This window comes from Aeromicrobium sp., from assembly GCF_047607065.1.
GTDB lineage: Bacteria > Actinomycetota > Actinomycetes > Propionibacteriales > Nocardioidaceae > Aeromicrobium.
In genome coordinates this window covers 1-25,400 of the sequence record NZ_JASGDU010000016.1, presented here as the reverse complement: position 1 = coordinate 25,400, position 25,400 = coordinate 1, and the positions used below count along the sequence as shown (strand labels likewise).

Annotated in this window: 24 protein-coding genes and 2 tRNA genes; 8 read left to right on the top strand and 18 right to left on the bottom strand. The window is 68.7% G+C overall.

Annotated elements, in window-relative coordinates:
• The first annotated feature begins 32 nt into the window (after positions 1 to 32).
• The gene (gene valS / locus QM597_RS02275) at positions 33 to 2,633 is read left to right on the top strand and encodes a valine--tRNA ligase (protein WP_415003250.1); all 2,601 of its coding nucleotides are present in this window, start codon (positions 33 to 35) and stop codon (positions 2,631 to 2,633) included.
• A 4-nt stretch (positions 2,634 to 2,637) separates the two neighbouring features.
• Here the strand turns inward: valS and QM597_RS02270 are convergent, their stop codons facing one another.
• The 11 genes from QM597_RS02270 to QM597_RS02220 all read right to left on the bottom strand — a co-directional run bounded on the left by QM597_RS02270 (position 2,638) and on the right by QM597_RS02220 (position 12,509).
• On the bottom strand, positions 2,638 to 3,804 hold the full coding sequence (locus QM597_RS02270; RefSeq protein ID WP_415003249.1) for a saccharopine dehydrogenase family protein: 1,167 nt from the start codon (positions 3,802 to 3,804) through the stop codon (positions 2,638 to 2,640).
• A gap of 1 nt (position 3,805) precedes the next feature.
• The gene (clpX, locus tag QM597_RS02265; protein WP_415003248.1) at positions 3,806 to 5,074 is read right to left on the bottom strand and encodes an ATP-dependent Clp protease ATP-binding subunit ClpX; all 1,269 of its coding nucleotides are present in this window, start codon (positions 5,072 to 5,074) and stop codon (positions 3,806 to 3,808) included.
• 75 nt (positions 5,075 to 5,149) lie between these two features.
• Complete coding sequence (locus QM597_RS02260; RefSeq protein ID WP_415003247.1) at positions 5,150 to 5,752, bottom strand: ATP-dependent Clp protease proteolytic subunit; 603 nt, start codon at positions 5,750 to 5,752, stop codon at positions 5,150 to 5,152.
• Positions 5,752 to 6,339, bottom strand: coding sequence for an ATP-dependent Clp protease proteolytic subunit (locus QM597_RS02255; RefSeq protein WP_415003271.1), 588 nt, complete (start codon positions 6,337 to 6,339; stop codon positions 5,752 to 5,754). The genes QM597_RS02260 and QM597_RS02255 overlap by 1 nt, the downstream gene beginning before the upstream one ends.
• A 332-nt stretch (positions 6,340 to 6,671) precedes the next feature.
• Complete coding sequence (locus tag QM597_RS02250; RefSeq protein WP_415003246.1) at positions 6,672 to 7,142, bottom strand: SRPBCC family protein; 471 nt, start codon at positions 7,140 to 7,142, stop codon at positions 6,672 to 6,674.
• On the bottom strand, positions 7,142 to 7,603 hold the full coding sequence (locus QM597_RS02245) for an SRPBCC family protein (protein ID WP_415003245.1): 462 nt from the start codon (positions 7,601 to 7,603) through the stop codon (positions 7,142 to 7,144). Before QM597_RS02245 ends, QM597_RS02250 begins: the two co-directional genes overlap by 1 nt.
• A gap of 17 nt (positions 7,604 to 7,620) precedes the next feature.
• On the bottom strand, positions 7,621 to 8,874 hold the full coding sequence (locus QM597_RS02240) for an esterase/lipase family protein (RefSeq protein WP_415003244.1): 1,254 nt from the start codon (positions 8,872 to 8,874) through the stop codon (positions 7,621 to 7,623).
• Positions 8,875 to 9,115: 241 nt separating this feature from the next.
• The gene (tig, locus tag QM597_RS02235; RefSeq protein ID WP_415003243.1) at positions 9,116 to 10,462 is read right to left on the bottom strand and encodes a trigger factor; all 1,347 of its coding nucleotides are present in this window, start codon (positions 10,460 to 10,462) and stop codon (positions 9,116 to 9,118) included.
• Between the two features lie 129 nt (positions 10,463 to 10,591).
• Positions 10,592 to 10,999, bottom strand: a complete 408-nt coding sequence (locus tag QM597_RS02230) for a hypothetical protein (protein ID WP_415003242.1) — start codon at positions 10,997 to 10,999, stop codon at positions 10,592 to 10,594.
• Between the two features lie 167 nt (positions 11,000 to 11,166).
• A complete protein-coding gene (locus QM597_RS02225; RefSeq protein WP_415003241.1) occupies positions 11,167 to 12,069 on the bottom strand; it encodes a hypothetical protein in 903 nt (300 codons plus the stop codon).
• 366 nt (positions 12,070 to 12,435) lie between these two features.
• Positions 12,436 to 12,509: transfer RNA gene (locus tag QM597_RS02220), tRNA-Pro, on the bottom strand.
• 76 nt (positions 12,510 to 12,585) lie between these two features.
• On the opposite strand from QM597_RS02220, the gene QM597_RS02215 reads away from it, so the two are divergent.
• Positions 12,586 to 12,661, top strand: a tRNA-Gly gene (locus QM597_RS02215).
• Between the two features lie 56 nt (positions 12,662 to 12,717).
• Here QM597_RS02215 and QM597_RS02210 read toward each other — a convergent pair.
• The 5 genes from QM597_RS02210 to QM597_RS02190 form a co-directional block, all read right to left on the bottom strand.
• The gene (locus tag QM597_RS02210) at positions 12,718 to 13,824 is read right to left on the bottom strand and encodes a PP2C family protein-serine/threonine phosphatase (RefSeq protein WP_415003240.1); all 1,107 of its coding nucleotides are present in this window, start codon (positions 13,822 to 13,824) and stop codon (positions 12,718 to 12,720) included.
• 164 nt (positions 13,825 to 13,988) lie between these two features.
• The gene (locus QM597_RS02205) at positions 13,989 to 14,816 is read right to left on the bottom strand and encodes an Fpg/Nei family DNA glycosylase (protein ID WP_415003239.1); all 828 of its coding nucleotides are present in this window, start codon (positions 14,814 to 14,816) and stop codon (positions 13,989 to 13,991) included.
• Entirely contained in the window at positions 14,809 to 15,282 is a 474-nt protein-coding gene (locus tag QM597_RS02200) for a ribose-5-phosphate isomerase (RefSeq protein WP_415003238.1), read from the bottom strand. The genes QM597_RS02205 and QM597_RS02200 overlap by 8 nt, the downstream gene beginning before the upstream one ends.
• Positions 15,283 to 15,332: 50 nt before the next feature.
• Entirely contained in the window at positions 15,333 to 15,935 is a 603-nt protein-coding gene (locus tag QM597_RS02195; RefSeq protein WP_415003237.1) for a disulfide bond formation protein DsbA, read from the bottom strand.
• Positions 15,932 to 17,080, bottom strand: a complete 1,149-nt coding sequence (locus tag QM597_RS02190) for a glutamate--cysteine ligase (RefSeq protein WP_415003236.1) — start codon at positions 17,078 to 17,080, stop codon at positions 15,932 to 15,934. Before QM597_RS02190 ends, QM597_RS02195 begins: the two co-directional genes overlap by 4 nt.
• A 123-nt stretch (positions 17,081 to 17,203) precedes the next feature.
• On the opposite strand from QM597_RS02190, the gene QM597_RS02185 reads away from it, so the two are divergent.
• A complete protein-coding gene (locus QM597_RS02185; RefSeq protein ID WP_415003235.1) occupies positions 17,204 to 17,875 on the top strand; it encodes a class I SAM-dependent methyltransferase in 672 nt (223 codons plus the stop codon).
• 48 nt (positions 17,876 to 17,923) lie between these two features.
• Positions 17,924 to 20,473, top strand: a complete 2,550-nt coding sequence (pepN, locus tag QM597_RS02180; protein WP_415003234.1) for an aminopeptidase N — start codon at positions 17,924 to 17,926, stop codon at positions 20,471 to 20,473.
• A 94-nt stretch (positions 20,474 to 20,567) separates the two neighbouring features.
• On the opposite strand, the gene QM597_RS02175 is transcribed toward pepN, so the two are convergent.
• Positions 20,568 to 20,840 (bottom strand): hypothetical protein, encoded by a 273-nt coding sequence (locus tag QM597_RS02175; RefSeq protein WP_415003233.1) that lies wholly within the window; start codon positions 20,838 to 20,840, stop codon positions 20,568 to 20,570.
• A 31-nt stretch (positions 20,841 to 20,871) separates the two neighbouring features.
• Here QM597_RS02175 and QM597_RS02170 point away from each other — a divergent pair, with 31 nt between their 5' ends.
• Together QM597_RS02170 and QM597_RS02165 are read left to right on the top strand one after the other, a co-directional pair.
• Positions 20,872 to 21,783, top strand: coding sequence for a mechanosensitive ion channel family protein (locus QM597_RS02170; RefSeq protein WP_415003232.1), 912 nt, complete (start codon positions 20,872 to 20,874; stop codon positions 21,781 to 21,783).
• Positions 21,780 to 22,160: a globin gene (locus QM597_RS02165; RefSeq protein ID WP_415003231.1), complete on the top strand. Its 381-nt coding sequence runs from the start codon at positions 21,780 to 21,782 to the stop codon at positions 22,158 to 22,160. Before QM597_RS02170 ends, QM597_RS02165 begins: the two co-directional genes overlap by 4 nt.
• A gap of 251 nt (positions 22,161 to 22,411) precedes the next feature.
• Here the strand turns inward: QM597_RS02165 and QM597_RS02160 are convergent, their stop codons facing one another.
• Complete coding sequence (locus QM597_RS02160) at positions 22,412 to 23,146, bottom strand: acyl-CoA thioesterase (RefSeq protein ID WP_415003230.1); 735 nt, start codon at positions 23,144 to 23,146, stop codon at positions 22,412 to 22,414.
• Positions 23,147 to 23,274: 128 nt separating this feature from the next.
• Between QM597_RS02160 and fabG the strand changes: the two genes are divergently transcribed.
• Positions 23,275 to 24,030, top strand: coding sequence for a 3-oxoacyl-ACP reductase FabG (gene fabG / locus QM597_RS02155; RefSeq protein WP_415003229.1), 756 nt, complete (start codon positions 23,275 to 23,277; stop codon positions 24,028 to 24,030).
• A gap of 1 nt (position 24,031) precedes the next feature.
• Positions 24,032 to 25,060 carry a phosphotransferase family protein gene (locus QM597_RS02150; RefSeq protein ID WP_415003228.1) on the top strand — a complete coding sequence of 343 codons (1,029 nt, stop codon included), beginning with the start codon at positions 24,032 to 24,034 and terminating at the stop codon, positions 25,058 to 25,060.
• Positions 25,061 to 25,400: the final 340 nt, after the last annotated feature.

Below are 25,400 nucleotides of genomic sequence, written 5' to 3'. Positions count from 1 at the left end.
TGTAAATCAGCGATTCCCTAGACTTGGGTCCCGTGACCACAACGAACCGCGTCCCGGAAAAGCCCGTCCTCGAAGGTCTTGAGGAGCGGTGGAGCGCCGTATGGGAGGACGAGGGCACCTACCGCTTCCGCGCGCCCGAGTCCCGCGAGGCCGTCTACTCGATCGACACGCCCCCGCCGACGGTCTCCGGCTCGCTGCACGTCGGTCACGTGTTCAGCTACACCCACACCGACGTCATCGCGCGCTACCAGCGCATGCGCGGCTACGAGGTGTTCTACCCGATGGGCTGGGACGACAACGGCCTGCCGACCGAGCGTCGCGTGCAGAACTACTACGGGGTCCGCTGCGATCCGTCCATCGCCTACGACCCGGACTTCACGCCGCCGGCGGTTTCGACAGGCTCAACCAGCAGCAAGGGTCAGAAGCAGGTTCCGATCAGCCGTCGCAACTTCATCGAGCTGTGCAACGAACTCGTGGCCGAGGACGAGAAAGTCTTCGAGAAGCTGTGGCGCACGCTCGGGCTGAGCGTCGACTGGACGCAGACCTACACGACCATCGGTGCCGACGCGCAGATCACCAGTCAGCGCGCATTCTTGCGCAACGTCGCGCGCGGCGAGGCGTACACACAGGACGCGCCGACGCTGTGGGACGTCACCTTCCAGACCGCCGTCGCGCAGGCCGAGCTGGAGGCACGCGACTACCCGGGCGCCTACCACCGGGTCGCCTACCACTTCTCCGACGGCACAAAGGTCCATGTCGAGACGACCCGCCCGGAACTGACCCCGGCGGCGGTCGCACTCATCGCGCACCCCGACGACGAACGCTACGCCCACCTGTTCGGCAGCACCGCGACCTCGCCGATCTTCGGGGTCGAGGTGCCGGTCATCGCCAGCACCCTGGCCGACCCGGAGAAGGGTTCGGGCATCGTCCACTGCTGTACCTTCGGCGACCTGACCGACGTGCAGTGGTGGCGCGAGCACCAGCTGCCCAACCGCACCGTGATCGGCCGTGACGGCCGCATCCTGCGCGAAGTGCCCGAGTGGATCGCCACCGAGGCCGGACGCGCGCTGTTCGCCGAACTCGCCGGCAAGACGACCTTCTCGGCGCGTGAGACCATCGTCGCCGCGCTGCGCGACAGCGGCGACCTCGACGGCGAGCCGGAGCCGACGCAGCGCAAGGCGAACTTCTACGAGAAGGGCGACAAGCCGCTGGAGATCGTCTCGACCCGCCAGTGGTACATCGCCAACGGCGGCCGCGACGCCGACCTGCGCGCCGCCCTGGTCGCGCGCGGCGACGAGATCGACTGGAAGCCCGGCTACATGCAGAGCCGTTTCACGAACTGGATCGAGGGCCTCAACGGCGACTGGCTGGTGAGCCGCCAGCGCTTCTTCGGCATCCCGTTCCCCGTCTGGTACCGCCTCGACGCAGACGGCGAACCGGACTACGACGACCCGATCTTCGCCAGCGAGGACATGCTGCCGGTCGACCCGGCCTCGCAGGCACCGGAGGGCTACGACGAGTCCCAGCGCGGCGAGCCGGGCGGGTTCATGGCCGATCCGGACGTGCTCGACACGTGGGCCACGAGTTCGCTGACCCCGCAGATCGTCACCGGCTGGGAGCGCGATCCGGAATTGTTCGCGCTGACGTACCCGATGGATCTGCGCCCGCAGGGTCACGACATCATCCGCACCTGGCTGTTCAGTTCGGTCGTGCGTGCGCACCAGGAGTTCGGCGGCGTGCCGTGGAGCCACGCGGCTCTGTCGGGCTTCGTGGTCGATCCGGACCGCAAGAAGATGAGCAAGTCCAAGGGCAATGTGGTCGTGCCCGACGAGATCATCGACAAGTACGGCGCGGACGCCGTACGCTGGCGTGCTGCGGGCGCGCGGCCGGGTGCCGACTCGCCGTTCGACGAGGCACAGATGAAGGTCGGCCGACGACTGGCGATGAAGGTGCTCAACGCGGCCAAGTTCGTGCTGGCCGCCGAGGACGCCTACGGCCTGGGTGCCGATGCCTCCCACCTCGATCCGGCGAAGGTCACCGAACCGCTCGACCTGGCAATGCTGGCCGGGCTGCGCCGGGTGGTGGCCGAGGCGACCGAGCAGTTGGAGGCTTATGACTACGCCTCGGCACTGGAGATCATCGAGAAGTTCTTCTGGGACTTCTGCGACGACTACCTGGAGCTGGTCAAGGAGCGCGCCCGGCGTACCGATGCCGGCGGCACGTCGGCCAAGGCCGCCTTCGTGCTGGCACTGTCCACGCAGTTGCGCCTGCTCGCCCCGTACCTGCCGTACGTGACCGAGGAGGTCTGGTCGTGGTGGCAGGAAGGGTCGATCCACCGTGCGGACTGGCCGGCGGTCGACGAGTTGGCGACGGCTGAGGCCGACGCAGGCGTGCTCGCCGCAGCCGGTCAGGTGCTGGCGGGCATCCGTGGCGCGAAGTCGGTGGCGAAGGTGAGTCAGCGCACCGAGGTCGCGGCCGCCACGGCCACCGGACCGGCGGCGCTGCTCGACCTCGCCGCGCTCGCCCTGGACGACATCAAAGCCGCAGGCCGAGTCGTAGGCGATCTGGTACTGACCCCGTCACCGGACTCCCCGGAAGTCACCGTCGACGCCCGGCTCACCCCCACCGACTGACCGGTCAGGTACGGGAGAGCGTCTCGAACTTCACGATGTCGGGGTGCAGACGGTCGATGAGGGCCTGGCCCATCGCGACGGCGGTCGTGGTCTGACCGCTGACCTGCGGCAGGTCATCGAAGGCCAGGCAGAGGGCCGCCTGGCTCAGCATGCGCGCCGTCCCGCCGTAGCCGGGGTCCTTGCCGCTGACGCGCGTATGCAACGTGCGACCGCCGGCCTCGGCGATCAGGTCGAGCTTGAACCACGACTTCGCGCGCGCAGCCTCGTCCGGCCCGTCACCCGGACCCTTGGCCTTGAGCAGCAGCGAGCGGATCGGGCCGATCTGCGAGCCGAGCGCCAGCGCCCCCAGGCCGAGTCCTGCGGCGGCCAGCATGCGCGTCGTACGCACGTGCGCGAAATGTTCGTACGTGAACTCCGGCCCGTAGACGGGCATAGCCCGCGCCGAGCGCAGGACGATCTGCGGATCGATCGTCGGCAGCGGAACGGCCCACCCTGTGTCGTGAGGCGTGCGGCACAGCTTGCTCGCCCCGCCGCGCACCCGGCGACCCGTCGGGCGCTCTTCGGCCAGACGCCGCCGCTTGGCGACCGCCACCGACTCGCGGAAGCTCGAGAACTGTCCGATGGCCGAATGGTAGGTGCCGCCCGAGGGTGCCGCGCCGGCCCGGATGTAGCCGCTGACCGTGATCGGCACGTCGCCCGGCAACTGGGAGACCGTGTACAGCACGCCCAGGTCGTAGGGGATCGAGTCGAAGCCGCTGGCATGGATCAGCCGCGCACCGGTCTCGACGGCCAACTCGTGGTATTTCAGCCACATCTCGTCGACGAACTGCGGCTCGCCGGTCAGGTCGAGGTAGGCGATGCCGGCCTCGGCTGCGGCCTTGACCGCGCCCTCGCCGTGGCGCAGATACGGGCCGACCGTGGTGACGAGCACCCGCGTCCGGCCCGCGAGCGCGGCCAGCGCCGCGTCGTCGGAAACATCGACCACGACGACCTCAGGACGCCGCCCCCCGGCCCGCTCTACCCGGTCGGCCACCGCCTGCAACGTGGCGGCATTACGTCCGGCAATCGCCCACGTGGCCTCCGGCGGCAGCACCGTCGACAGGTAATCGGCCGTCAGCCCACCGGTGAAGCCCGTAGCCCCCAGCAGCGTGATGTCACGCGCGGCGGCCACCTCAGGAGGCCTTCTGCTCGGCTTCGTCGTGCGTCAACACCGTGGGCATAGCCTCGCCGCGCACCACGGCACCGTCGACGATGACGCGCGCCGCGTGCTCGTTGCCGGGCACCTCGAACATCGTCTGCTGCAGGACCTCTTCGATGATCGAACGCAGGCCTCGGGCACCGGTGTCGCGCCGCAGGGCCAGGTCGGCCATCTCGTCGAAGGCGTCGTCGGTGAACTCCAGCTCGATGCCGTCGATCTCGAACAGCCGCTGGTACTGCTTACTCAGCGCGTTGCGCGGCTCGGTGAGGATGCGGATGAGCGCTTCCTTGTCGAGCTTCTCAACACTCGCGATGACCGGCAGGCGGCCGATGAACTCCGGGATGAGACCGAACTTGAGCAGATCGGTCGGCTCAACCTTGGCGTACACCGGTGCGGGCAGGTCGCTGACGACCTGGATCGACTCGGCGTTGAAGCCGACGCCGACCTTGCCACGGCGCTGCTCGATGATCTCCTCCAGGCCCGCGAACGCCCCGCCGACGATGAACAGCACGTTGGTCGTGTCGATCTGGATGAACTCCTGGTGCGGATGCTTGCGCCCGCCCTGCGGCGGCACCGAGGCGGTGGTGCCCTCGAGGATCTTCAGCAGCGCCTGCTGCACGCCCTCGCCGGAGACGTCGCGGGTGATCGACGGATTCTCGCTCTTGCGGCTGATCTTGTCGATCTCGTCGATGTAGATGATGCCCGTCTCGGCCTTCTTGACGTCGTAGTCGGCCGCCTGGATGAGCTTCAGCAGGATGTTCTCGACGTCCTCGCCGACATAGCCCGCCTCGGTCAGCGCGGTGGCGTCGGCGATGGCGAAGGGCACGTTGAGCATGCGGGCGAGGGTCTGGGCCAGGTACGTCTTGCCGCAGCCGGTCGGGCCGACCATGAGGATGTTGGACTTGGCCAGCTCGACCTGCTCGTCCTTGGCCCGACCGCCGGCCTGCTGGGCCTGCACGCGCTTGTAGTGGTTGTAGACGGCCGTGGCGAGCGACTTCTTCGCGCCGTCCTGGCCGATGACGTACCCGTTGAGGAACTCGTAGATCTCGTGCGGCTTGGGCAGTTCGCCGAGAGTCAACTCCGAACTCTCGGCCAGCTCCTCTTCGATGATCTCGTTGCACAGATCGATGCACTCGTCACAGATGTAGACGCCCGGACCCGCGATGAGCTTCTTCACCTGCTTCTGGCTCTTGCCGCAGAACGAGCACTTGAGCAGATCGGCCGTTTCACCGATACGCGCCACAGGGATTCCTTTCCTCGGGTGTCGTCCAGACTAACCGCGGCCCGAGGTGATATCACCGCCTCGGGCCGCGTGTCTTCAGGACACCGGCTTCTTGAGGGTGTCGAGCACCTGGTCGATGAGGCCGTACTCGAGGGCCTGCTGGGCGGTCAGGATCTTGTCGCGGTCGACGTCCTTGCTGACGTCCTCGGGACTCTTGCCCGAGGCGTTCGCGATCATCTCCTCCATGAGCGTGCGCATGCGCTGGATCTCGTTGGCCTGGATCTCCAGGTCCGAGATCTGCCCGCCGGTGCCCTCGGTGTAGGGCTGGTGGATGAGGATGCGGCTGTTGGGCAGCGCGTACCGCTTGCCGGGCGTGCCGGCGGCCAGCAGCACCGCAGCGGCCGAAGCGGCCTGGCCGAGGACGAACGTCTGCACGTCGGGCTTGAGGTAGCGCATCGTGTCGTAGATCGCCGTCATCGCGGTGAACGATCCGCCCGGTGAGTTGATGTAGATGCTGATGTCGCGGTCGGACTCCATGACCTGCAGACACAGGAGCTGGGCGATGACCGCGTTGGCGACATCGTCGCTGATCGGCGTGCCGAGGAAGATGATGCGGTCCTCGAACAGCTTGGCGTAGGGGTCGATCCGGCGGAAGCCGTAGGACGTCCGCTCCTCCCACTGCGGGATGTAGTAACTCATCACTTGCCGCCCTTCGGGAGGTCGCCTTGGCTGGTCAGAACGTGGTCGATGAAGCCGTACTCCTTGGCTTCCTCGGGGCTGAACCAGCGGTCGCGGTCGGCGTCCTCTTCGATCTTGGCGATCGGCTGGCCGGTGTGCTTGGACTGCAACTCGTTGAGCCGCTGCTTGAGCAGCCGGCTCTGCTCGGCCTGGATGCGGATGTCCGCCGCCGATCCGCCGATGCCGCCGGAGGGCTGGTGCATCATGATGCGCGAGTTCGGCAGGGCGAAGCGCTTGCCCTTGGTGCCGGCGGCCAGCAGGAACTGGCCCATCGACGCCGCCAGCCCGAAGGAGACGGTCACGACGTCGTTGGAGATGAACTGCATCGTGTCGTAGATCGCCAGGCCCGAATCGACCGAGCCGCCGGGCGAGTTGATGTATAGCGAAATGTCGGCCTCGGGGTCCTCGGCGTTGAGCAGGAGCATCTGCGCGCAGATCGCGTTGGAGTTCTGGTCGCGCACCTCCGAGCCGAGGAAGACGATGCGCTCGCGGAGCAGGCGTTGGTAGATGTGGCCGTCCAGATCGGACGGCCCCGCCTGCGCGGACATGCGGGGAGAAAGGTCGGGCTGTGGATTCACGTGCTCGACCCTAGACGGCCGACGGCCGCGACACACGGGAGAACACGCCCTGTTCGCTGACGGCAGACAGGCCGCTTCGCGCCTGCCGCTTCAGCATTCCAGGGCGCTTCGCGCTCGCGGCGGGTGGAACTCGATCCCTGAGGTGCGTAGGCCGGTCACGGCCGAAGCCTCGAAGGGACCCCAGCGCGGCGGGCCCCTTCGAGGCTTCGTCGCAAGCTCCTCGCACCTCAGGGACCGGGTGTGCCGCGAGGAACGAGCGGCCTCGAAGGGCGCACCTCAGGGACCAAGGTCCGCCTTCTGGCTCAGGCCTGCTCGACCTCGGCCTTGATCCGCGCGAGCGTCTGCTCCATGCCGGCGACGAGTTCGGCGTCGTGGCTCTCGATGCCGCCGAGCGCCGTGGACGCGGTGACGAGCGAGGCGAAAGTGCGCCGGTTCTTCAGCAGTTCGCGGCGCTCCACGAGGCGGGTGCCGGTCTCGGTCGGCTCCAGGGTGTAACTCCACACAGCGCCCGGCCCGACGACCCGGAAGGCGAGGTGCCGCTCGGGCACGAATGCGGTGACCTTGCTGAGCGTCGGCCAGACGAAGCCCTTGCGCTTGTTGAGGTTCACGCTGACGGTGCCCTCGCGGACGGGATAGCCGAAGAACTTCTGCTTCCAGGTCTCCGGACTCCACTCGTTCATCCGACGCTGGTCACTGACGACGGCCCACACCGCAGCAGGCGGGGCGGCGATGTCGACGGCGGCCTCCAGCGGCGCGACGTAGCCGCGCGCCATCAGGCGGCCTCGGCCTCGGCCTTGATCCGCGCCAGAGTCTGCTCGATGCCGGCCTGGAGACGGTCCTCGAACTGCTCGGTGCCTCCGAGCACATACTTGGTCAACACATTCGAGATCGCCGAGACGCCATTCGGGGCGGTGCGCGACTCGGTCAGGCGGGTACCCGTCGCGGTCGGCTCCAGGTCGTAGGTCCAGACCGTGCCGTTCTCGGCGACCTTGATCGCGAGGGTCTTGTTCGGCTCGAAGACCTTGACGTACGAGCGGGTGGGCCATACCTTCCAGCCCTGCCGGTTGATGTTGATCGTGCGGGTGCCCTGCTTGACCTCACCGCCGCGGACGATCATCTTGCGGCACTGCGGACTCCACTCCCCCATGCGCTTCAGATCGGACACGATGGACCAGACGCGCTCGGGCGACGCCTCGATCTCGATGCTGGCCGTGATGAGATCACGATTGGTCATGGAATCCTCCGGGACGGTCAGGGGGTGCCTGCGGCGATGGCGCGACGCTCACGCGAGGACGCCTTGACCCACTCGACCAGCCAGTCGCCCACCTGGGGGTGGTTGAGCAGGGCGAAGTGGTTCGAACTCGGAAGATACTCGAAGCGCGCGCCGTCCACGACGGGACCCGACCGACCGATGCCTGCGGCCGAGGAGAAATGCACCAGCAAGTCGCCCAGGACGGCGCTCAGCGGGTGCCTCCTCGTGGCACCAAGAGTGGCGGCGACGAAGTGGTATTCGGCGTGCGCCAGAGGTGCTGCGGCGATGCGGTCCAGGCCCCAGCGCGCGGTGAGATCCTGGCCTTCCCACTCGTCGGCGCTGATGTAGCCATGTCGCAGGTCGACGATGCCGGACGAGCGGGTGTCGAGGATGTGGCCGAACGGACGGGACTCGGGCAGGAAGCGCAGGACCCGCGCTCCGGCGTGGGCGGCCTTCTCCAGCGCGGCACCGGCATGGGGAGTACCGAGGCAGACGACGTCGCGGACCAGCCCCGTCCAAGTGCCGCCCGAAGCGGTCGCGTGGTTGGTGGCGGCGCGCACGACGAGGCCGCCCATCGAGTGACCGACCAAGGTGATCCGGGTGACCCGCTCGGGCCAGTTCTCGACCATCTGGCCGATCAGCGCGTCGAGGTGCTTGCCGTTCTCGGAGATGTGCAGGCCGGTGTTGTACCGGACGAAGACGGGCGTGCCGTCGGTCTCGGCCACGATGCGCTCGGCGTAGGTGGTCCCCTGGGTGCGGCGCATCGCGTTCCACGACTCGTCGTCCTCGCACAGGCCGTGCAGGAAGATCACCAGGTGGCTGGTGGCGTCGCGGAATGCCTCGCGCAGTGGCCAGCCCGTGACCGGCACGTCGGCACCGTCGACGCGGACCGACATGGTGATGGCCTGCGGGTCGTCGAGGCGGCGCAGCTCGTCGCCGACGAGGCCGTTGAGGGCCGCCACGACGCCCCGGCCGAGGCGCGTGGACTCCACGGGGCGGCCGATGCCGCGCGCCGACAGGGCGCGGACCGATCCGCTGGAGACGCGCAGGACGCCGCTGATCGCCCCGTAGACGGAGGTGACGACGGCGTCGTGCAGGGATTCGGGGACGCGGCTGCCGACGACGCGGGTGGCCCGGAAGGCGCGCTGCGCGACGGCCTGGTGAACGTCGCGCACGGTGCCGACGATGAGACGGTCGCCGTATTCGAGTGCGAGGGCGGCGACGTCGGTCGTGCGGGCGGGTTCGGAAGGCATGCCTCTATTGTGCGGTGTCGGCCGCGTCCCTGCCAAGTAAATGTAAACGAGCGTTACATCACGTGAGCCGCGTCTCCGCCACCGCCGGGGGGCGCTGATTTATTCGGGTTGTGTGCCGTGGCCGGTCCCTGAGGTGCGAGCAAGCCTCGAAGGGACCCAAACCGCAACTCATTTCGAGGCTCCGCTCGTTCCTCGCTACGCACCTCAATGAGCGGCATCGACCTAATAAATCAGCGGATCCTCAGGCCTCGTCGGTCTTCAGGGAACCGTCGCCGGCCAGCGCGGCCAGGTCGATGACGTTGCCCGCCTTGTCGGCGACCTTCGCACCCTCGACGAGGGAGGCGAGCGCCTTGCCGCGCAGCACCTCGCCCATCATCTCGGGCACGTGGTTGTGCTCCATGATGTGCTGGATGTAGGAGTTCGGGTCTTCGCCGGACTGCTGAGCGCGCCGCATGATGTGCTGCATCAGCTCGTTGTCCTCCAGGCCGATCTCGCGGGTCTTGACGACCTGATCGAGCACGAACTGCGAGACGATGGAGTCGCGCACGGCCTTCTCCAGCTCGGCCTCGAACTCGTCGGCGGTCTGCTCCTGGTCGTCCAGGTACTGCTCGAAGGAGATGCCCGAGAAGGCGAGCTGCTGCTCGATCTGCTGACGGCGCGCGGTGATCTCCTCGGTCACGAGATCCTCCGGCAGCGCCACGTCGACCTGGGCCAGGATCTCGTCCAGGACGAGGTCGCGGGCCTCGGCGGCCTGCTCCATGCGCTTGCCGCGGGTCAGCCGCTCGCGCAGGTCGGCGCGCAGCTCCTCGACGGTGTCGAACTCCGAGGCCATCTGCACGAACTCCTCGTCGAGGTCGGGCAGATCGGTCTGCTTGACCTCGGTCACGGTGACCGTGACGTCGACCTCGGTGCCCTTCAGCTCACCACCGACGAGCGTCGTGGCGAAGGTCGCGGTCTCGCCCTTGGCCAGACCGGTGACGGCCTCGTCGAGGCCGTCGAGCATCTCCGAGCCGCCGACGCGGTAGGGCAGGCCCTCGGCCGTCGCATCGTCGATGGCCGTGCCGTCCTTGTGGGCGGCCGACAGGTTCAGTTCGAGCTGATCGCCCTCGGCGGCGGCCCGCTCGACGGAGGTGAAGGTCGCGAAGCGCTCCCGCAGCGAGTCGAGCTGCTCGTCGATGTCGGCGTCAGTGACCTCGATCTCGGCCACCTCGACGGCGATGCCGGCCAGGTCGGGCAGCTCGATCTCCGGGCGCACGTCCAGCTCGGCGGTGATCTCGATGTCCTCGCCGTCGGCGAACTTGGTCAGGTCGATCTCGGGCTGGCTCAGCGGCTGCAGGTCGGCCTGCGTCACGGCCTCGCGGTACCAGTCGGGCAGAACCGAGTTGATCGCCTCGTCGAGCACAACCGTACGGCCGACGCGCTGATCGACGATGGCCGCCGGGACCTTGCCGCGCCGGAAGCCCGGCACCTGGATCTGCGCACCGATGGTCTTGTAGGCCTTGTCGAGAGCCGGCTTGAACTCCTCGAACGGCACCTCGATGGTCAATTTGACCCGCGTGGGGCTGAGGTTCTCGATGGTGCTCTTCACGTGGCTGACTCCTGCGATCGGTGCTGTGCTGATGGGATGGCTGCGCGCCATGAACAAACGCGACCCGCGGACATCCTCACGCGGGCCGCCGGTCAGTCTACGGCCTGCCCGAGCACCCGATCTGTCCGGCTAGGCCGGAGGCGGCGGCGGGGCGCCGTGCCCGGCCGTCTGCTGGGGTGCGGCCGCCGCCGGGGCGGCCCCGGCCCGGCCGCCTGCGTTCAACCCCTGCGCGGCCAGCACCGCGCCGGCGAGGATCAGCGCCGCACCGACGATGGTCAGGCCCAGACCCCCCGCACGATCATTGGCCAGGCCGCTCTCCGTCTGCTGAACCACAGCGACGAGGTCCCCCGGGGAGCTGCCCTGCCAGCTGCACTCCTGCCAGTTCTTACCGCCGTCGGGCGGGTAGCAGTACTCCTTGCCCAGCGTGGGCACGAAGTCCGGATCGTTGACGTTGCTGAGCACGATCAGGCCCACCATCGCGACGATGGCCCCCAATCCCAGTGTCAGGAATCCCATGACAAGTGACATCGCGCGCATGAACGAACCTTTCCCCGGAGTGTTCTGACGCGCCCAGGCTAGCCTCGTTCGTCCCCGTGCGCCGATGAACGACACGAGCGGCGACGCCGCACCGCTGGAGCACATGACGAAGCCCGGACCCCCGCGCGTGCGGGAGTCCGGGCCTCGTCATGGGCGAAGCGCACGAATCAGGCGGCGTCCTTGGCCTGCTCGAGCACGTCATTCAGAGTGTCGAGCGCGCCACCGGAGGGCGCGTTGTCGATACCGGACCAGTCCGGCGTCGGCAGGATCTGCTCGGTGCTCTCGCCCTGCTGGACGGCGCGGATCGCGTCGACGATCTCCTCGATGTTGTTCGGCACCGCGCGGTTGCAGGCCTCCAACTCGCTCTCGATCTTCAGCGTGAGCCGGGGCTTACCCGCCTCGACGGCCTCGGCGGTCGTACCCGAGATCGGATCACTGTTCTTCAGGTCCGACACGTTGGCGCACACGTGGTAGACCTCGCCGCCACCGGCCCAGTAGACCTGGTCCTCGCCGAGCAGCTGGATGACGGCCTGCTTCTCGGCGGTGTACTTCTCCACCGACGGCGGGTCGTAGTCGGCACCGAGGGCTGCCGCGACGAGGGCCACGACGATGCCCACGACACCGGCGATGGTCTTCTGCGTCTTGTCCATGTCCTTGTTGAGGAAGATCAAGATGATGATCGGCACGAACGCCAGCAACGGGATCGCGGCACCCAGCTGGTTCTGGACGAAGAACTTCACCGGCTGCGCCCGCGAGGCCGGGTCGTACTGATTGGCCTTCTTCCAGAGCATCGAACCGATGACGACGACGATGCCGTCGAGGATCAGCAGCGCGATCAGCGTGACGAGCGCCCACGTCGGGAACGACTCCGAGGACGACAGCACGCCCCGGTCGTCGACGCTGGCCTTCTCGGTGAGGATCGACTTGTTGAGCAGCAGGCCGAAGATCGCACCGACCTCCAGCGCGATGCCGAGCAGCCACAGGAGGACCGCGAAGATCCGCAACTTCTTGGCCTTGGCCTCGGCCTCGGGGGTGGCCTTCCAGGTCCCCTCGGACTTCTTTTCCGTCATTGACATCTCCATTCGGGCGTGAGTCAGGCACAGCGTACCGGTATTCGCGCTGGTCAGGCATCACCTCGCCGCCGTGGGTGACGGGTCCCCAAGGGGCGAGCTGAACCACTGGGTCGAAGCCGCTCATTGAGGTGCGCAGCGAGGAACGAGCGGAGCCTCGAAATGAGCTGCGGTTGAGTCCCTTCGAGGCTCCTTCGTCGCACCTCAGGCGCCGGCTGCGCAGTCCCTGAGGTGCGTAGGCGGCCTGCGGCCGGAGCCTCGAAGGGTGCGCCTCCTAAACCGACAGCGCTCGTCGGGATGACAGGACCCCGTCGGCGCTGGCGCGCCTCCTCCTCAAATCCTCGTCACCGCTCCTCGCTGCGCTCGTCGGGATGACAGGATTTGAACCTGCGACCTTCCGCTCCCAAAGCGGATGCGCTACCAAACTGCGCTACATCCCGTGGCCGGTGGCCGAGTCTAGTCGCGGCCGGTCGACGCCGTGCGTATGGCATCATGGGGGTGCCGCTGTGCTGGCATGCGAACGTAGCTCAATTGGTAGAGTCTCTGCCTTCCAAGCAGAATGTTGCGGGTTCGAGTCCCGTCGTTCGCTCCACCGCGTCCCCGCGACGGGCGCATTCAAGGCCGGTCCCGCTGCGGAAGCCGAAGCTGTCAGCCCCGGCGCTCCACGATCAGCACCGCACGGTCGTCGCCGCCTGCGGTGACGAGTGACAAGATGCGCTGCGGCGCGTCGTCCAGGCCGACCGCCGCGATGTGCCCGGCCGCCTCGCGCAGCCACTGGATGCCCGCGCCGACATCGCGCGAAGGCGACTCGACAACACCATCGGTGTAGAACATGAGCGCGTCGCCGTCGCTCAGACGGCCCACCGTCTGCTCGAACTCCGGCTGTTCCTCGATACCGAGCGCCAGGCCCCGAGCGCCGTCGATGCTCCACGCCCCGCCCACCGCGTCCCAGCGCATCGCCGGCGGGTGACCGGCGTTGAGGATCGAGTACTCCCCGGTCTCCAGGTCGATCAGGACATGCACCGCAGTCGCGAAGCCCTCGTGCCACTGCTGACGTAGCAAGAAGTCATTGGCTGCCGAGAACAGGCCGATGGGCGGCAGCGCGCCGATCAGTCCCCCGAGTGCCCCGGCGAACTGCAACGACTGGGACCCGGCACCCACCCCCTTGCCGCACACGTCGACCAGAATCATCTCCAGGCGACGACCGTCCTTGCTGAGATTCGCCACCAGGAAGTCGCCGGCGAAGTTGATCCCGCTGGCCGTGCGCATCGCCGACTGGCTCCGCCATCCCGGCGGCAGGTCCGGCACCCGGCTCTGCGACTGCAGCCGGTCGCGCAGGTCGACCAGCATCGCCTGGCCGAGCGGACCGGGAAGGCCCGAACGATGCCGGCTCGCCTGGTAGACGATCAGACTGATCGAGACCGCCATGAGGCACACCGAGGTCGTACGCGGCAGCGTCATCTCACCCTGATGGACCAGGGTGACCGCAATGAAGACTGCGGTCAGGGACACCAACGAGACCAGCGGCCAGAACCGCAGTAACAGCATCCCCAGCAGCAGGGGCACGTAGAAGCCGCTGATCGGCATGCGGTTGTAGTCGTACATCGACAGCACGAAGAAGGCCACGTCGATACCCGAAACCACAGCCAGCACCGTGAGCTGCCCCTCGCGCGATCCGCTGCGCCAGCGCATGATCGAGTCGTTGACATAGTCGGGCACGGCGCGGCGCGCACGCTCGATCCGGCGGCTGCTCACGGATCGACCTTAGAGGATGCGTGCATAGGCGGAACCCGGTCATTGAGGTGCGAGCTTGCGAGCCTCGAAATGACCTACCACCGCAGGCTTCGATCCCCCGAGCACTTCGTGCAGGGAGGTGCCCCCACTCCGGCCGCAAGCGGCCTACGCACCTCAGCCAGCGCCTATCCGCGCACGTTCTGGCAGGCGGGGCACCAGAACAGGCGGCGGCCCGCCAGGTCCCTCGTGGCGACCTGCGTGCCGCACACCCAGCAGGGCATCTGATCGCGGCGGTAGACGTAGACCTCGCCGCCGTGATCGTCGACGCGCGGCGGCCGGCCCATCGCCTCCGGCTCGTGCTCGGGGCGAACGGTGTCGATGCGGTTACGCTCCACCCCGACGGCCATGAGCGCGACCAGATCGTCCCAGATCGCCTGCCAAGTGTCCCGGTCGAGGGCACTCCCCGGCGTCATCGGGTCGATGCCGTGGCGGAACAGAACCTCGGCCCGGTACACATTGCCCACCCCGGCCAGCACCGCCTGATCGAGCAGGAGCACCGCGACCGGTCGCTGCGAGCGGCGCACCCGCTGCCACGCCCGGTCCGGATCGGCGTCGGCCCGCAGCGGATCGGGACCGAGTCGGCCCAGCACCGCAGCGACCTGCGGCGGCATGAGGATCTCGCAGATCGTCGGGCCGCGCAGGTCTGCGGTGACCGGCGGGCCTGAGCGCGCCGAGGCGGTCAGCCGCCAGCGCACCTGCCCGGCCACCGGGTGCCCGGTGCCCGGCGCGATCCGGAAGGACCCGTACAGGCCCAGATGCACATGCACCGACCACGGCACGTCCTCGACGGAGACGAACAGGTGCTTGCCCCACGCCCGCGACGGCCCGAGCCGCCGGCCGTCGATCCGCTGCGCGGCGAAGCGGCCCTGCGGACTGAGCGAGCACACCCGCCGACCGGCGAAGGCCTCGGTCAGGTCGCGGGCGAGCCGGTGGAGGGTGTGCCCCTCAGGCACCCGCGTCGCCGGCGAAGGTGCCGGTGCGCTCGTAGCCGAGCAGCAGGTCGATGCGGCGCTGGTGGCGCGCCTCGTCGCTCCACGGCGTCGTCAGGAAGGTCTGCACGATGGCGGTGGCCTCCTCGGTCGTGTGCATGCGCGCGCCGACCGAGACGACCTGGGCGTTGTTGTGCTGACGTGCCAGCGATGCCGTCTCGGTGCTCCACGCGAGTGCCGCCCGGATGCCCTCGACCTTGTTGGCGGCGATCTGCTCGCCGTTGCCCGAACCGCCGATGACGATGCCGAGCGACCCCGGCTCGTCGGCCACCGCCTGCGCCGCAGCGACGCAGAACGGCGGGTAGTCGTCGAGCGCGTCGTAGGCGAAGGCACCGTGGTCGACCGGCTCGTAGCCGTTCTCGGCCAGCCAGGTCAGCAGGTAGGTCTTCAACTCGAATCCGGCATGGTCGGCCGCGACGTGAACACGCATGCGTCCATCCTGTCAGGCGCTTGCCTCCGCCGCCCAGGAGGCGGGGCCGATCAACTGAAGTCGAGGTCGCCGTGGCGGGTGCGCTTCAGCTCGAAGAAGTCCGGATACGAGGCCAGCGCCCGCGCACCGTCGAAAACCGCTCCGGCGACCTCGCCCTTGGGGATCGACTGCAGGACCGGGCCGAAGAAGGCAACGCCGCCGATCTCGATGACCGGGGTGCCGACTTCCTGGCCCACCTTGTCGATGCCGACCTGGTGCGAGTCGCGCACCGCCTGGTCCAGGGAGGCGTCCTCGGCCGCAGCGGCCAGTTCGGCGGGCAGCCCGATCTCGGTCAGCACCTCGGCGAACAGTTCCGGGCTGAAGTCCCGGCCCTCGTTGTGGCGCTTGGTGCCGATGGCCGTGTAGTAGTCGCGCAGCGCCTCGGAGCCGTGCCGGGCCTCGATGGCGATGCCGAGGCGCACCGGTCCCCAGCCCGCCGCGATCATCTCGCGGTAGTGCTCGGGCACGTCCTTGTCCTCGTTGAGCACCGACAGGCTCATCACGTGGAAGACGGTGCGCACGTCGCGCACCTTCTCGACCTCCAGCATGAAGCGCGAGGTGATCCAGGCGAAGGGGCACAGGGGGTCGAACCAGAAGTCGACGGTCTCAGTCATGTCGACGGCAACACCGGACGGCCCGTGCGCATTTCCTCCACCAGCGACGACACCACCCGGTCGAGCGCTCCCCCGTGGCGCGCGGCCACCTCGCGCTGACGCTGATAGGAGGCCCCCCGCGCCACGATGTCGGCGACTCCGGCCAATTCCGCAGCGCAGCCGAGATCGACAGCGACGGGTTCGAGCACGCGCAGCCAACCGGCGAGATCGTCGCCGACCAGCCGTTCGTCACCGGCGCGGTCCACGATGAGGATGGCATCCATGCCGTAGCGGGCGGCACGCCATTTGTTCTCCTGCACGAACCACTGCGGCATGGTCGGCAACTCGCGGCCCGCATCGAGTTCGCGAGAGAAGTGCTCGACGAGACAATGGATGAGCGCCGAGATGCTCAGCACTTCCCCAAGCGTCGGGATCCCGTCGCAGACCCGCACCTCCAGCGTGCCGAACTTCGGGGACGGCCGGATGTCCCAGCGGATCTCGTCGAAAACATCGATGACCCCGGTGTGCAGCATGTCGTCGACATAGCCCTCCAGCTCGGCCCACGTGTCGAACTGGAAGCCGAGTCCGGCGGTGGGCAACTGCTGGAACATCAACGCCCGGTTGGAGGCGTAGCCGGTGTCCTCGCCGCCCCAGAACGGCGACGACGCGCTCAGCGCGAGCAGATGACCGTAGTGACCGAGCAGGGCACGGCCGATCGGCAGCACCTTGTCGCGGTCCTCGATGCCGACGTGGACGTGGACGCCGTAGATGAGCATCTGCCGGCCCCACCACTGGGTGCGGTCGATGAGAGTCGCGTAGCGCTCCTTGTCGGTGACCTTCTGCATATCCCAGCGGGAGAACGGGTGGGTGCCCGCGCACATCAACTCGACCCGCAGCCGGTCGGTGACCGAGCGGATCAGCTCGATGCTGCGCTCCAGATCGCGGCCCGCTTCCGCGACCGTGCGCGAAACGCCCGAGACCACCTCGACGGTGTTGACCAGCAACTCCTGGCGGATATTCGGATGCTGGCCGCCACCGACCGGTGCCACCGCGTCGAGGACGTATTCGGCCACCTGGCGCAGATCGCCGGAGTCGGCGTCGACGAGGGCCAGTTCCCACTCGATGCCGAGCGTCGACCGCTCCGAAGCGGCGAAACCGATGGCCATGACCCCATCCTGCCGGACACCGAGCCACCACGCGCCTCTGTCCGCCCACCGGACTCCTCGGGTGCTCCCGAGGAGGCGCACCGCTCAGAAAGGCCAACCGCCTTCGCCGCCTATGCTCTCGTCATGGTGAACCCGAGCCGCGCCTGGCAGCGCGACCACCCCTGGGCGCTCGTGTACGACCGCATCTCCGCTGACCCGCAGATCGGCGCGCTGCTGTGGCGGATCGGCACCGGAGCAAGCGTGGCACACCTGCACCGGCTCGCGGCCGCAGAACTGCGCCGGCTCCCGGCCGGGTCCACGGTGCTCGACATCCCCTGCGGTGGCGGCATCGCGCTGCGCGACCTGCCGCGCGAGCACCCGCTGCGCTACCTCGCGGCCGACATCTCTCCAGCGATGCTCGACCGCACCCGCAGCCAGGCCCGCGAACTCGGCGTGCCGGGCGTCGAGACGGTCCAGATGGACGTCGGCGACCTGCCTCTGCCGGACGGCTCGGTCGAGCTGGTCATGGCCTTCACCAGCTTGCACTGCTTCCCCGACCCCCGCGCAGCGCTCGCCGAGTTCGGCCGCGTGCTGGCTCCCGGCGGGCGCCTCGCGGTCAGCACGATCACCACCGACTGCCCGCTGCGCTATCGCGGGGTGTGGCCGCTCGGCCGCGCGGCGGGCGTGCTGGGCCCCGGCTGCTCACTGCCTGAAATCCTGCAGTGGCTGGATGAGGCGGGCTTCGCCGAGGCCGAGGTCACCCCGGCCGGTGCGCTCGTCTACGTCACAGCCGACCGCACTCATGGGCACCGATGAGCAGACCGCTGACCCGTGTCACGCGACCGCCCGTGAAAGAGTGAGGACATGCCCGGCACCAATCTCACCCGTGAAGAAGCCCAGCAGCGCGCGGCGGTCGTGTCCGACCCGGCCTACGACGTCGCGCTCGACCTCACCACCGGCGACGAGCGATTCGGCTCGGTCACGACGCTGACGTTCGCGGCCACGCCCGGTGCCTCGACCTTCGTGGACCTAGTCGACGCCGAGATCGACTCGATCACCCTCAACGGCGAGGCCGTCGATCCAGGTGCCTACGCCGACAGCCGCATCGCCCTGACCGGCCTCCAGGCAACCAACGAACTGGTCGTGGCGGCGCGCTGCCGCTACTCGCACTCCGGCGAGGGCCTACACCGCTTCGTGGACCCGGCCGACGGCTTGGTCTACCTCTACACCCAGTTCGAGGTGCCCGACGCCCGCCGCGTGTTCGCCACCTTCGAGCAGCCCGACCTCAAGGCCGAGTTCACCTTCCACGTCACCGCTCCCGCGCACTGGCAAGTGGTATCGAACTCACCCACGCCGGAGCCGGTCCCTGAGGTCCCTTCGAGGCTCGTTCCTCGCACCTCAGGGACCGATACGGCCACCTGGCACTTCGCGCCGACGAAGAAGATGTCCACCTACATCACCGCGCTGGTCGCCGGTGACTACCACGTCGTGCGCGACACCTACTCCGGCGAGTTCGGCGACATCGGCCTCGGCGTGTTCTGCCGCCAGTCGCTCGTCGAACACCTCGACGCCGACGACATCTTCCTCATCACCAAGCAGGGCTTCGAGTTCTTCGAGGGGGCCTTCTGCATGGGCTACCCGTTCGGCAAGTACGACCAACTGTTCGTGCCCGAATACAACATGGGCGCGATGGAGAACGCGGGTTGCGTGACCTTCCGCGACGAGATGATCTTCCGCAGCCGTCAGACGGTCGCGGCCTACGAGTCGCGCGCGAACACGATCCTGCACGAGATGGCGCACATGTGGTTCGGCGACCTCGTGACGATGAAGTGGTGGGACGACCTGTGGCTGAACGAGTCGTTCGCCGAGTTCGCCTCGCATCACGCGCAGGTCAACGCGACCCGCTTCCGCGACGCCTGGACCGGCTTCACCAACAACCGCAAGAACTGGGCGTACCGCCAGGACCAGTTGCCCTCGACCCACCCCATCGCGGCCGACAACTACGACCTGCACGCGGTGGAGGCGAACTTCGACGGCATCACCTACGCCAAGGGTGCCTCGTCGCTCAAGCAGCTGGTGGCCTGGGTCGGCGAGGAGGACTTCTTCGCCGGGCTGCGCAGCTACTTCGCCAAGCACGCCTACGGCAACACGACGCTGACCGACCTGCTGGCCGAGTTGGAGGCGGCTTCCGGGCGCGAACTGCAGTCGTGGGCGGCCGAGTGGCTGCAGACCACGGGCGTCAACACGCTGGCGTCGGACTTCGCGGTCGGCGAGGACGGCGCGTTCACATCGTTCGCGGTGACCCAGACGGCCCACCCGGATCATCCGACGCTGCGTCGTCACCGCGTCGCCATCGGCCTGTACGACCTGACAGGCGGCTCCCTCGTGCGCACGGGTCGGGTCGAGACCGACATCAGCGGCCAGCGCACCGAGATCGCCGAGCTGGTCGGCACGAAGCAGCCCGACCTGGTGCTGCTCAACGACGACGACCTGACCTACGCGAAGATCCGGCTCGACGAGCGCTCCTTCGCCACCTTGGTCGGGCACATCGCGTCATTCGCGGACTCGCTACCGCGCGCGCTGTGCTGGGGCGCGGCGTGGGATATGACGCGCGACGCCGAGTTGGCGTCGAGCGACTTCGTGGACCTGGTGCTAGCGGGCGTCGGCACCGAATCCGACCTGGTGGCGGTCGGCTCTCTGCTGCGGCAGGGTCTCGGCGCGGTCAACCTGTACACGCCGCAGGCCCGGTTCGAGGAGCTCGCCGAGCGCTGGGAATCGGGGCTGCGCGCCCTGGTGGAGGCCGCCGAACCGGGCAGCGACCACCAGCTCGCGCTCGTGCGCGGCTACGCGGGCGCGGCCCGGTCGCCGGAGTTCCTGCACTCACTGCTGGCCGGCGAGTTGGACGGCCTCACGGTCGACGCCGACCTGCGCTGGACGCTGGTGTCAGCGCTGGCCCGGATCGGCGCGGCCGACGCCGACGCCATCGCCGAGGAGTTGCACCGCGACGACACGAACTCCGGCCGCGAACGTGCGGCGGGCGCACTGGCGCTGCGACCGACACCCGAGGCGAAGGCCGAGGCCTGGCACCGGGCCGTCGAGGACCCCTCGACCCCCAACGAGACGCGCCGCTCCATCGCCGGCGGTATCCAGGTCACCGGCCAGGCCGACGTGCTCGCGCCGTACGTCGAGAAGTACCTGTCGATGGCCGAGACGGTGGTCGACGAGATGGGCGTGTGGATCGGCCAGATCGCGCTCATCAACCTGTTCCCGAACGCCAACCCGAGCGCCGAGACGCTGGAGCGGGTCGATGCCTGGCTGGCCTCGACCACGGCACCGGCCGCGGCGGTGCGCTACGTCAAGGAGGGCCGCGACGACCTCGCCCGCTCCCTGCGCGCCCGCGCCAAGACCTGGTGAGGCCCCCAGGTCCCTGAGGTGCGCCCTTCGAGGCTCGCTCGTTCCTCGCTCGCACCTCAGGACCCGCGCAGCGCGCCTCGAAGGGACCCGAACCTCAGTGGTGGTCGGGAAGATCGCTGGGGACGTGGATCTCGGAACCGGGAGCCGGGGGCGTGTAACTGCGCCGCGCGGTGGCCAGGGCGAGGATCGTGATGACGACGAACAGGCCCGCCGGGATACCGACGAGCAAGGTCACGTAGCCGAGGAAGTCCAGGCCCTTCTCGCTCTCCCAGGTGACGGGGGTGCCGGCCAGGGCGGCCGCAGGGGCCACAGCGACCATGACGAGCACGGACGAGACGAGGGCGAACAGGCGCACGGGAGTCGACATGGCCACATCGTAGCGCCCGTAGGCTGGAGTCATGCCGGACCTCGATCTGTCACTGCCCGAGGGCAAGCTCTACGAATATCTCGTCGAGCGCCCGAGCGGGGTACTGCTCATCGTCGCCGTGGCCTTCGGCGCGCGCTGGCTCATCAAGCGCTTCCTCGCGCGCATCGTCCGGCGGGCCGCAGAGGGCAGCGTACCGAGCGTCTTAGCCAACTCCAAGGCCGGCGAGATCCTCGCCGACCTGCGGCCGGGGGCCTCGGAGCGCCGCAAGCAGCGCGCCAAGGCCATGGGCGACCTGCTGGCCTCGATTGCCACGCTCGCCATCGTCGCCATCGCCGTCGTGATGATCCTCGACCAGCTCGGCGTCAACATCGCCCCGCTGCTGACCGGCGCGGGCATCTTGGGCGTCGCGCTCGGCTTCGGCGCGCAAACGCTGGTCAAGGACTTCCTCGCGGGAGTCTTTATGATCCTGGAGGACCAGTACGGGGTCGGGGACTCAGTCGACCTGGGCGAGGCCGGCGGCACCGTCGAGGCGGTCGGGTTGCGGGTCACGCGGCTGCGCGACGTCAACGGCACCGTCTGGTACGTCCGCAACGGCGAGGTGCTGCGGGTCGGCAACCAGTCGCAGAACTGGGCGCGCACGGTGCTGGACGTGACGGTGGGCTACGAAGCCGACCTGGACCAGGTGCAGGCGATCCTCGCCGAGGAGGCCGAAGCGTTGTGGCGCAGCGAGCGCTATCAGGGGGTCATCATCGAGGAACCCGAGGTATGGGGCGTGGAACGGTTCGCCAAGGACGGCGCGGTCGTGCGCGTGGTCCTGAAGACCGCGCCGCTGGAGCAGTGGGCGGTCGCGCGCACGATGCGCCAGCGGATCAAGGTCCGCTTCGACGAGGCCGGTATCCGCATCCCGACCTCCTTCCAGACCACGGTGCAGGAGCAGCAGTGACCACCTTTTACGAGGACATCGGCGGTGAGGAGACCATCGCGACCATCGTGCGGGTCTTCTACGAGGGCGTCGCCGACGACCCGGTGCTGCGCCCGATGTATCCCGAGGCCGACCTCGGCCCGGCCGAGGAGCGCTTCCGGCTCTTCCTCATGCAGTACTGGGGCGGCCCGACGACCTATAGCGAGCAGCGCGGCCATCCCCGGCTGCGCATGCGTCACGCCCCCTTCGCCGTGACCCCGTCGGCCGCCGGGCGCTGGCTGACCCATTTCCGCGCCGGCCTCGACGCCGCCGCCCTACCCCCCGAGCAGGACGCGGAGTTCTGGAACTACGTGGCCCGCGCGGCGCACTTCATGGTCAACACGGCGGAGCCGGGGTGACCTGAAGATCGGCACCGCATGGTCAACACGGCGGAGCCGGCAAAGCCGCTGGCTGGGGTATACCCTTCGATCCCCCGAGCACTTCGTGCAGGGAGGTACCCCCACTCCGGCCGCAGGCGGCCTACGCACCTCAGGGACCGGGCGGTGGGCGGTACCGGGTCCCTGAGGTGCGAGCGAGGAACGAGCGAGCCTCGAAGGGACTTCTCGCGGTGCAAGCGAGCCGAGTCCTGCCTCGGCAGGCATCTCCTCGCTCACGGGGTGGGATCGGCGAGGGAGGAGAAATCGTCCAGGTAGGCGCGCTCGGCGTCACTCATCGGGCGCGACGACTGCGTCTCGACGTCGAAGGCGACCAACACCGCGCGGTTGCGGGCCAGCACCAGCGGCCCGTCGCGCCACTCGCACTCCAGCGTGAACGACTTCGATCCGATGTGAGTGATCGTCGAGACCATGTCCCACGGCTCGCTCCGCCACGGGACCGGCAGGCCGTAGTCGACCTCCAGACGGGCCACGACCATGCGCCCGAGAGCGCCGGAAGACCAGCCCTGCGCCATCGCGATGATGCGGGCCTCCTGGAAGTATTCGAAGACCCGCACCGCATCGACGTGACCGGATTCGTCCACGTCGCCGCGCCGACCGCAGAACCGGGCGCGCGGGCCGTCGATCCGTGGCGCGCCGAGGGCTGCCGGGGTGCCGAGCTGGCTGCGCACGGCGGCGAACTCCACCGTCTCGCCGTCGACATCCTGGGTGACCGACTGCTCCAGCACATCGCCGTCGAGGCGCTGTTCCACGATGACCGGTCGCCGCGACAGCAGCAGAGGCCGGTAGAAGTCAATGGCGGTCGTCACCGGCCGCAGCGCCGGGTCGAGTTCCCCCTGGGCGACGAGTGCGGCACGGGCCTCGGCGGCGTAGGCGAGATACACGACATTGTTGACGTGGCCCAGTTGGTCGAGGTCGGCCCAGCGCATGGGCAGCCGGTAGGCGTTCACCCGACGACCCTAGAGGTCGCGCAGTTCGGTGCCCGGACCGCACCCGTATACGGGAGACGCCTCGATGCGCTACCGTGCGAGGAGGACTAAGCAAGCGCTTAGCACAGGACCACGCCAAGGAGAAACTCGTGACCGAGACCCGCACCGCCATCGTGACCGGAGCCGCCCGTGGCATCGGTGCCGGAACCGCCCAGCGCCTGGCCGCCGACGGCCTGCAGGTCGCCGTCCTCGACCTCGACGCCGCCCAGGCCCAGCCCGTCGTCGACGCCATCACCGCCGCCGGGGGCAAGGCCCTCGCCGTCGGTGCCGACGTCTCCGACCCCGAGAGCGTCAACGCGGCCGTCGAGACCGTCGCCGCCGAACTCGGTGCCCCCACCATCGTCGTCAACAACGCCGGCATCATCCGCGACAACCTGCTGTTCAAGATGACCGTCGAGGAGTGGGACCTCGTCATGGCGGTCCACCTGCGCGGCGCGTTCAACACCGTCAAGGCCACGCAGAAGTACATGACCGAGGCGAAGTTCGGCCGCATCGTCAACCTGTCGTCGACCTCGGCCCTCGGCAACCGCGGCCAGGCCAACTACTCGGCGGCCAAGGCCGGCATCCAGGGCTACACCAAGACCCTCGCCATCGAGCTGGGCAAGTTCGGCATCACCGCCAACGCCGTCGCCCCCGGCTTCATCCAGACCGATATGACCGCCGCGACCGCCGAGCGCATCGGCGTGCCGTTCGACGACTTCATCAAGTTCAGTGCCGACCAGATTCCGGTCGGCCGGGTCGGCCAACCCGAGGACATCGCCCACACGGTCTCGTTCCTCGTCAGCGAGGGTGCCGGCTTCGTCTCCGGCCAGGTCATCTACGTCGCCGGCGGACCGAAGGACTGACATGACAGAGGCGGTGGACGGACTCGACCTGGCGGCCTTCGGCAGCTGGCTGGCGCGGGAGGTCCCGGGCCTGCTAGGCGAGCCGTTGTCGGCCTCGCTCATCACCGGCGGCAAGTCGAACCTGACCTATCGGGTCGGCGACGGCCGCACTGAGGTCGTCGTGCGCCGTCCACCGCTCGGCCATGTGCTCGCCACGGCGCACGACATGGGCCGCGAGCAGCGGGTCATGTCGGCGCTGGCCGGCACCGCCGTTCCCGTCCCGGCCGTCCACGCCCACTGCGAGGACGCCGGGGTGATCGGCGCTCCCTTCTACGTCATGCAGGCCATGCCGGGCACCGCCTACGCGCGGGCGAGCCAGCTCGACCCGCTGGGCGCGGAGCGGACGCGGGTGATCTCCGAACGACTCGTCGACACCCTGGTCGCCCTCCATGCGGTCGATCCGTCCGAGGTCGGATTGGCCGACTTCGGCCGCCCCGACGGCTATCTGGAACGCCAGGTGCGGCGCTGGAACAAGCAGCTGGACGCCTCCCGCAGCCGCGACCTGCCCGGCATCGACGAACTCGCCGGACGCCTGGCCCGGCAGTTGCCGGCCCATTCCGATGCGACCATCGTCCACGGCGACTACCGGCTCGACAACGCGCTGGTGGACGCCGACGACCGGATCACTGCGGTCCTCGACTGGGAGATGAGCACCCTCGGCGACCCGCTGACCGACGTCGCCGTACTGCTGGCCTATCAGCAGATGGCCCAGGCCGGCGGCGAGAATGCTGCGGTCGTCAACGACGCCCCGCTGGCCCCCGGCTACCTGTCGGCCGGCGACATCCTGCAGCGCTACGCCACCGGCTCGGGCCGCGACGTCACCGCAATGGGCTTCCACCTCGGGCTGGCGTTCTTCAAACTCGCGGTGATCCTCGAAGGCATATATTTCCGGCACAGCCAGGGGCAGACCGTCGGTGCCGGCTTCGACGGCCTCGGTGATGCGGTCGGTGCCTTGGTGAACGCCGGCCTGGAGGCCACGCAGCCGTCCTAGACAGTGCTGATGTTTTTGGGTTGCGTGCCGCCAACCGGTCCCTGAGGTGCGCCCTTCGAGGCCCCTCCTTCGTCGGGGCACCTCAGGATCCGCGCAGCACACCTCGAAGGGACCGGCCAAGGCGGACTTCGCCCTTCGAGGCTCGGCCGCGAGCGGCCTCACACCTCAGGACTCGGCTCGCTCGTTCCTCGCGACACCTCAGCCAACGGGACTCCTAGGGCGTGTTGATCAAGTGGTTTCGTCTTCGCATGGGTGAGTCTTGAACGGTGATGCGGCAGGAGATCTCTGACGAGGTGTGGTCGGTGATGGAACCGTTGATGCCGACGGTGACCGGGAGGTC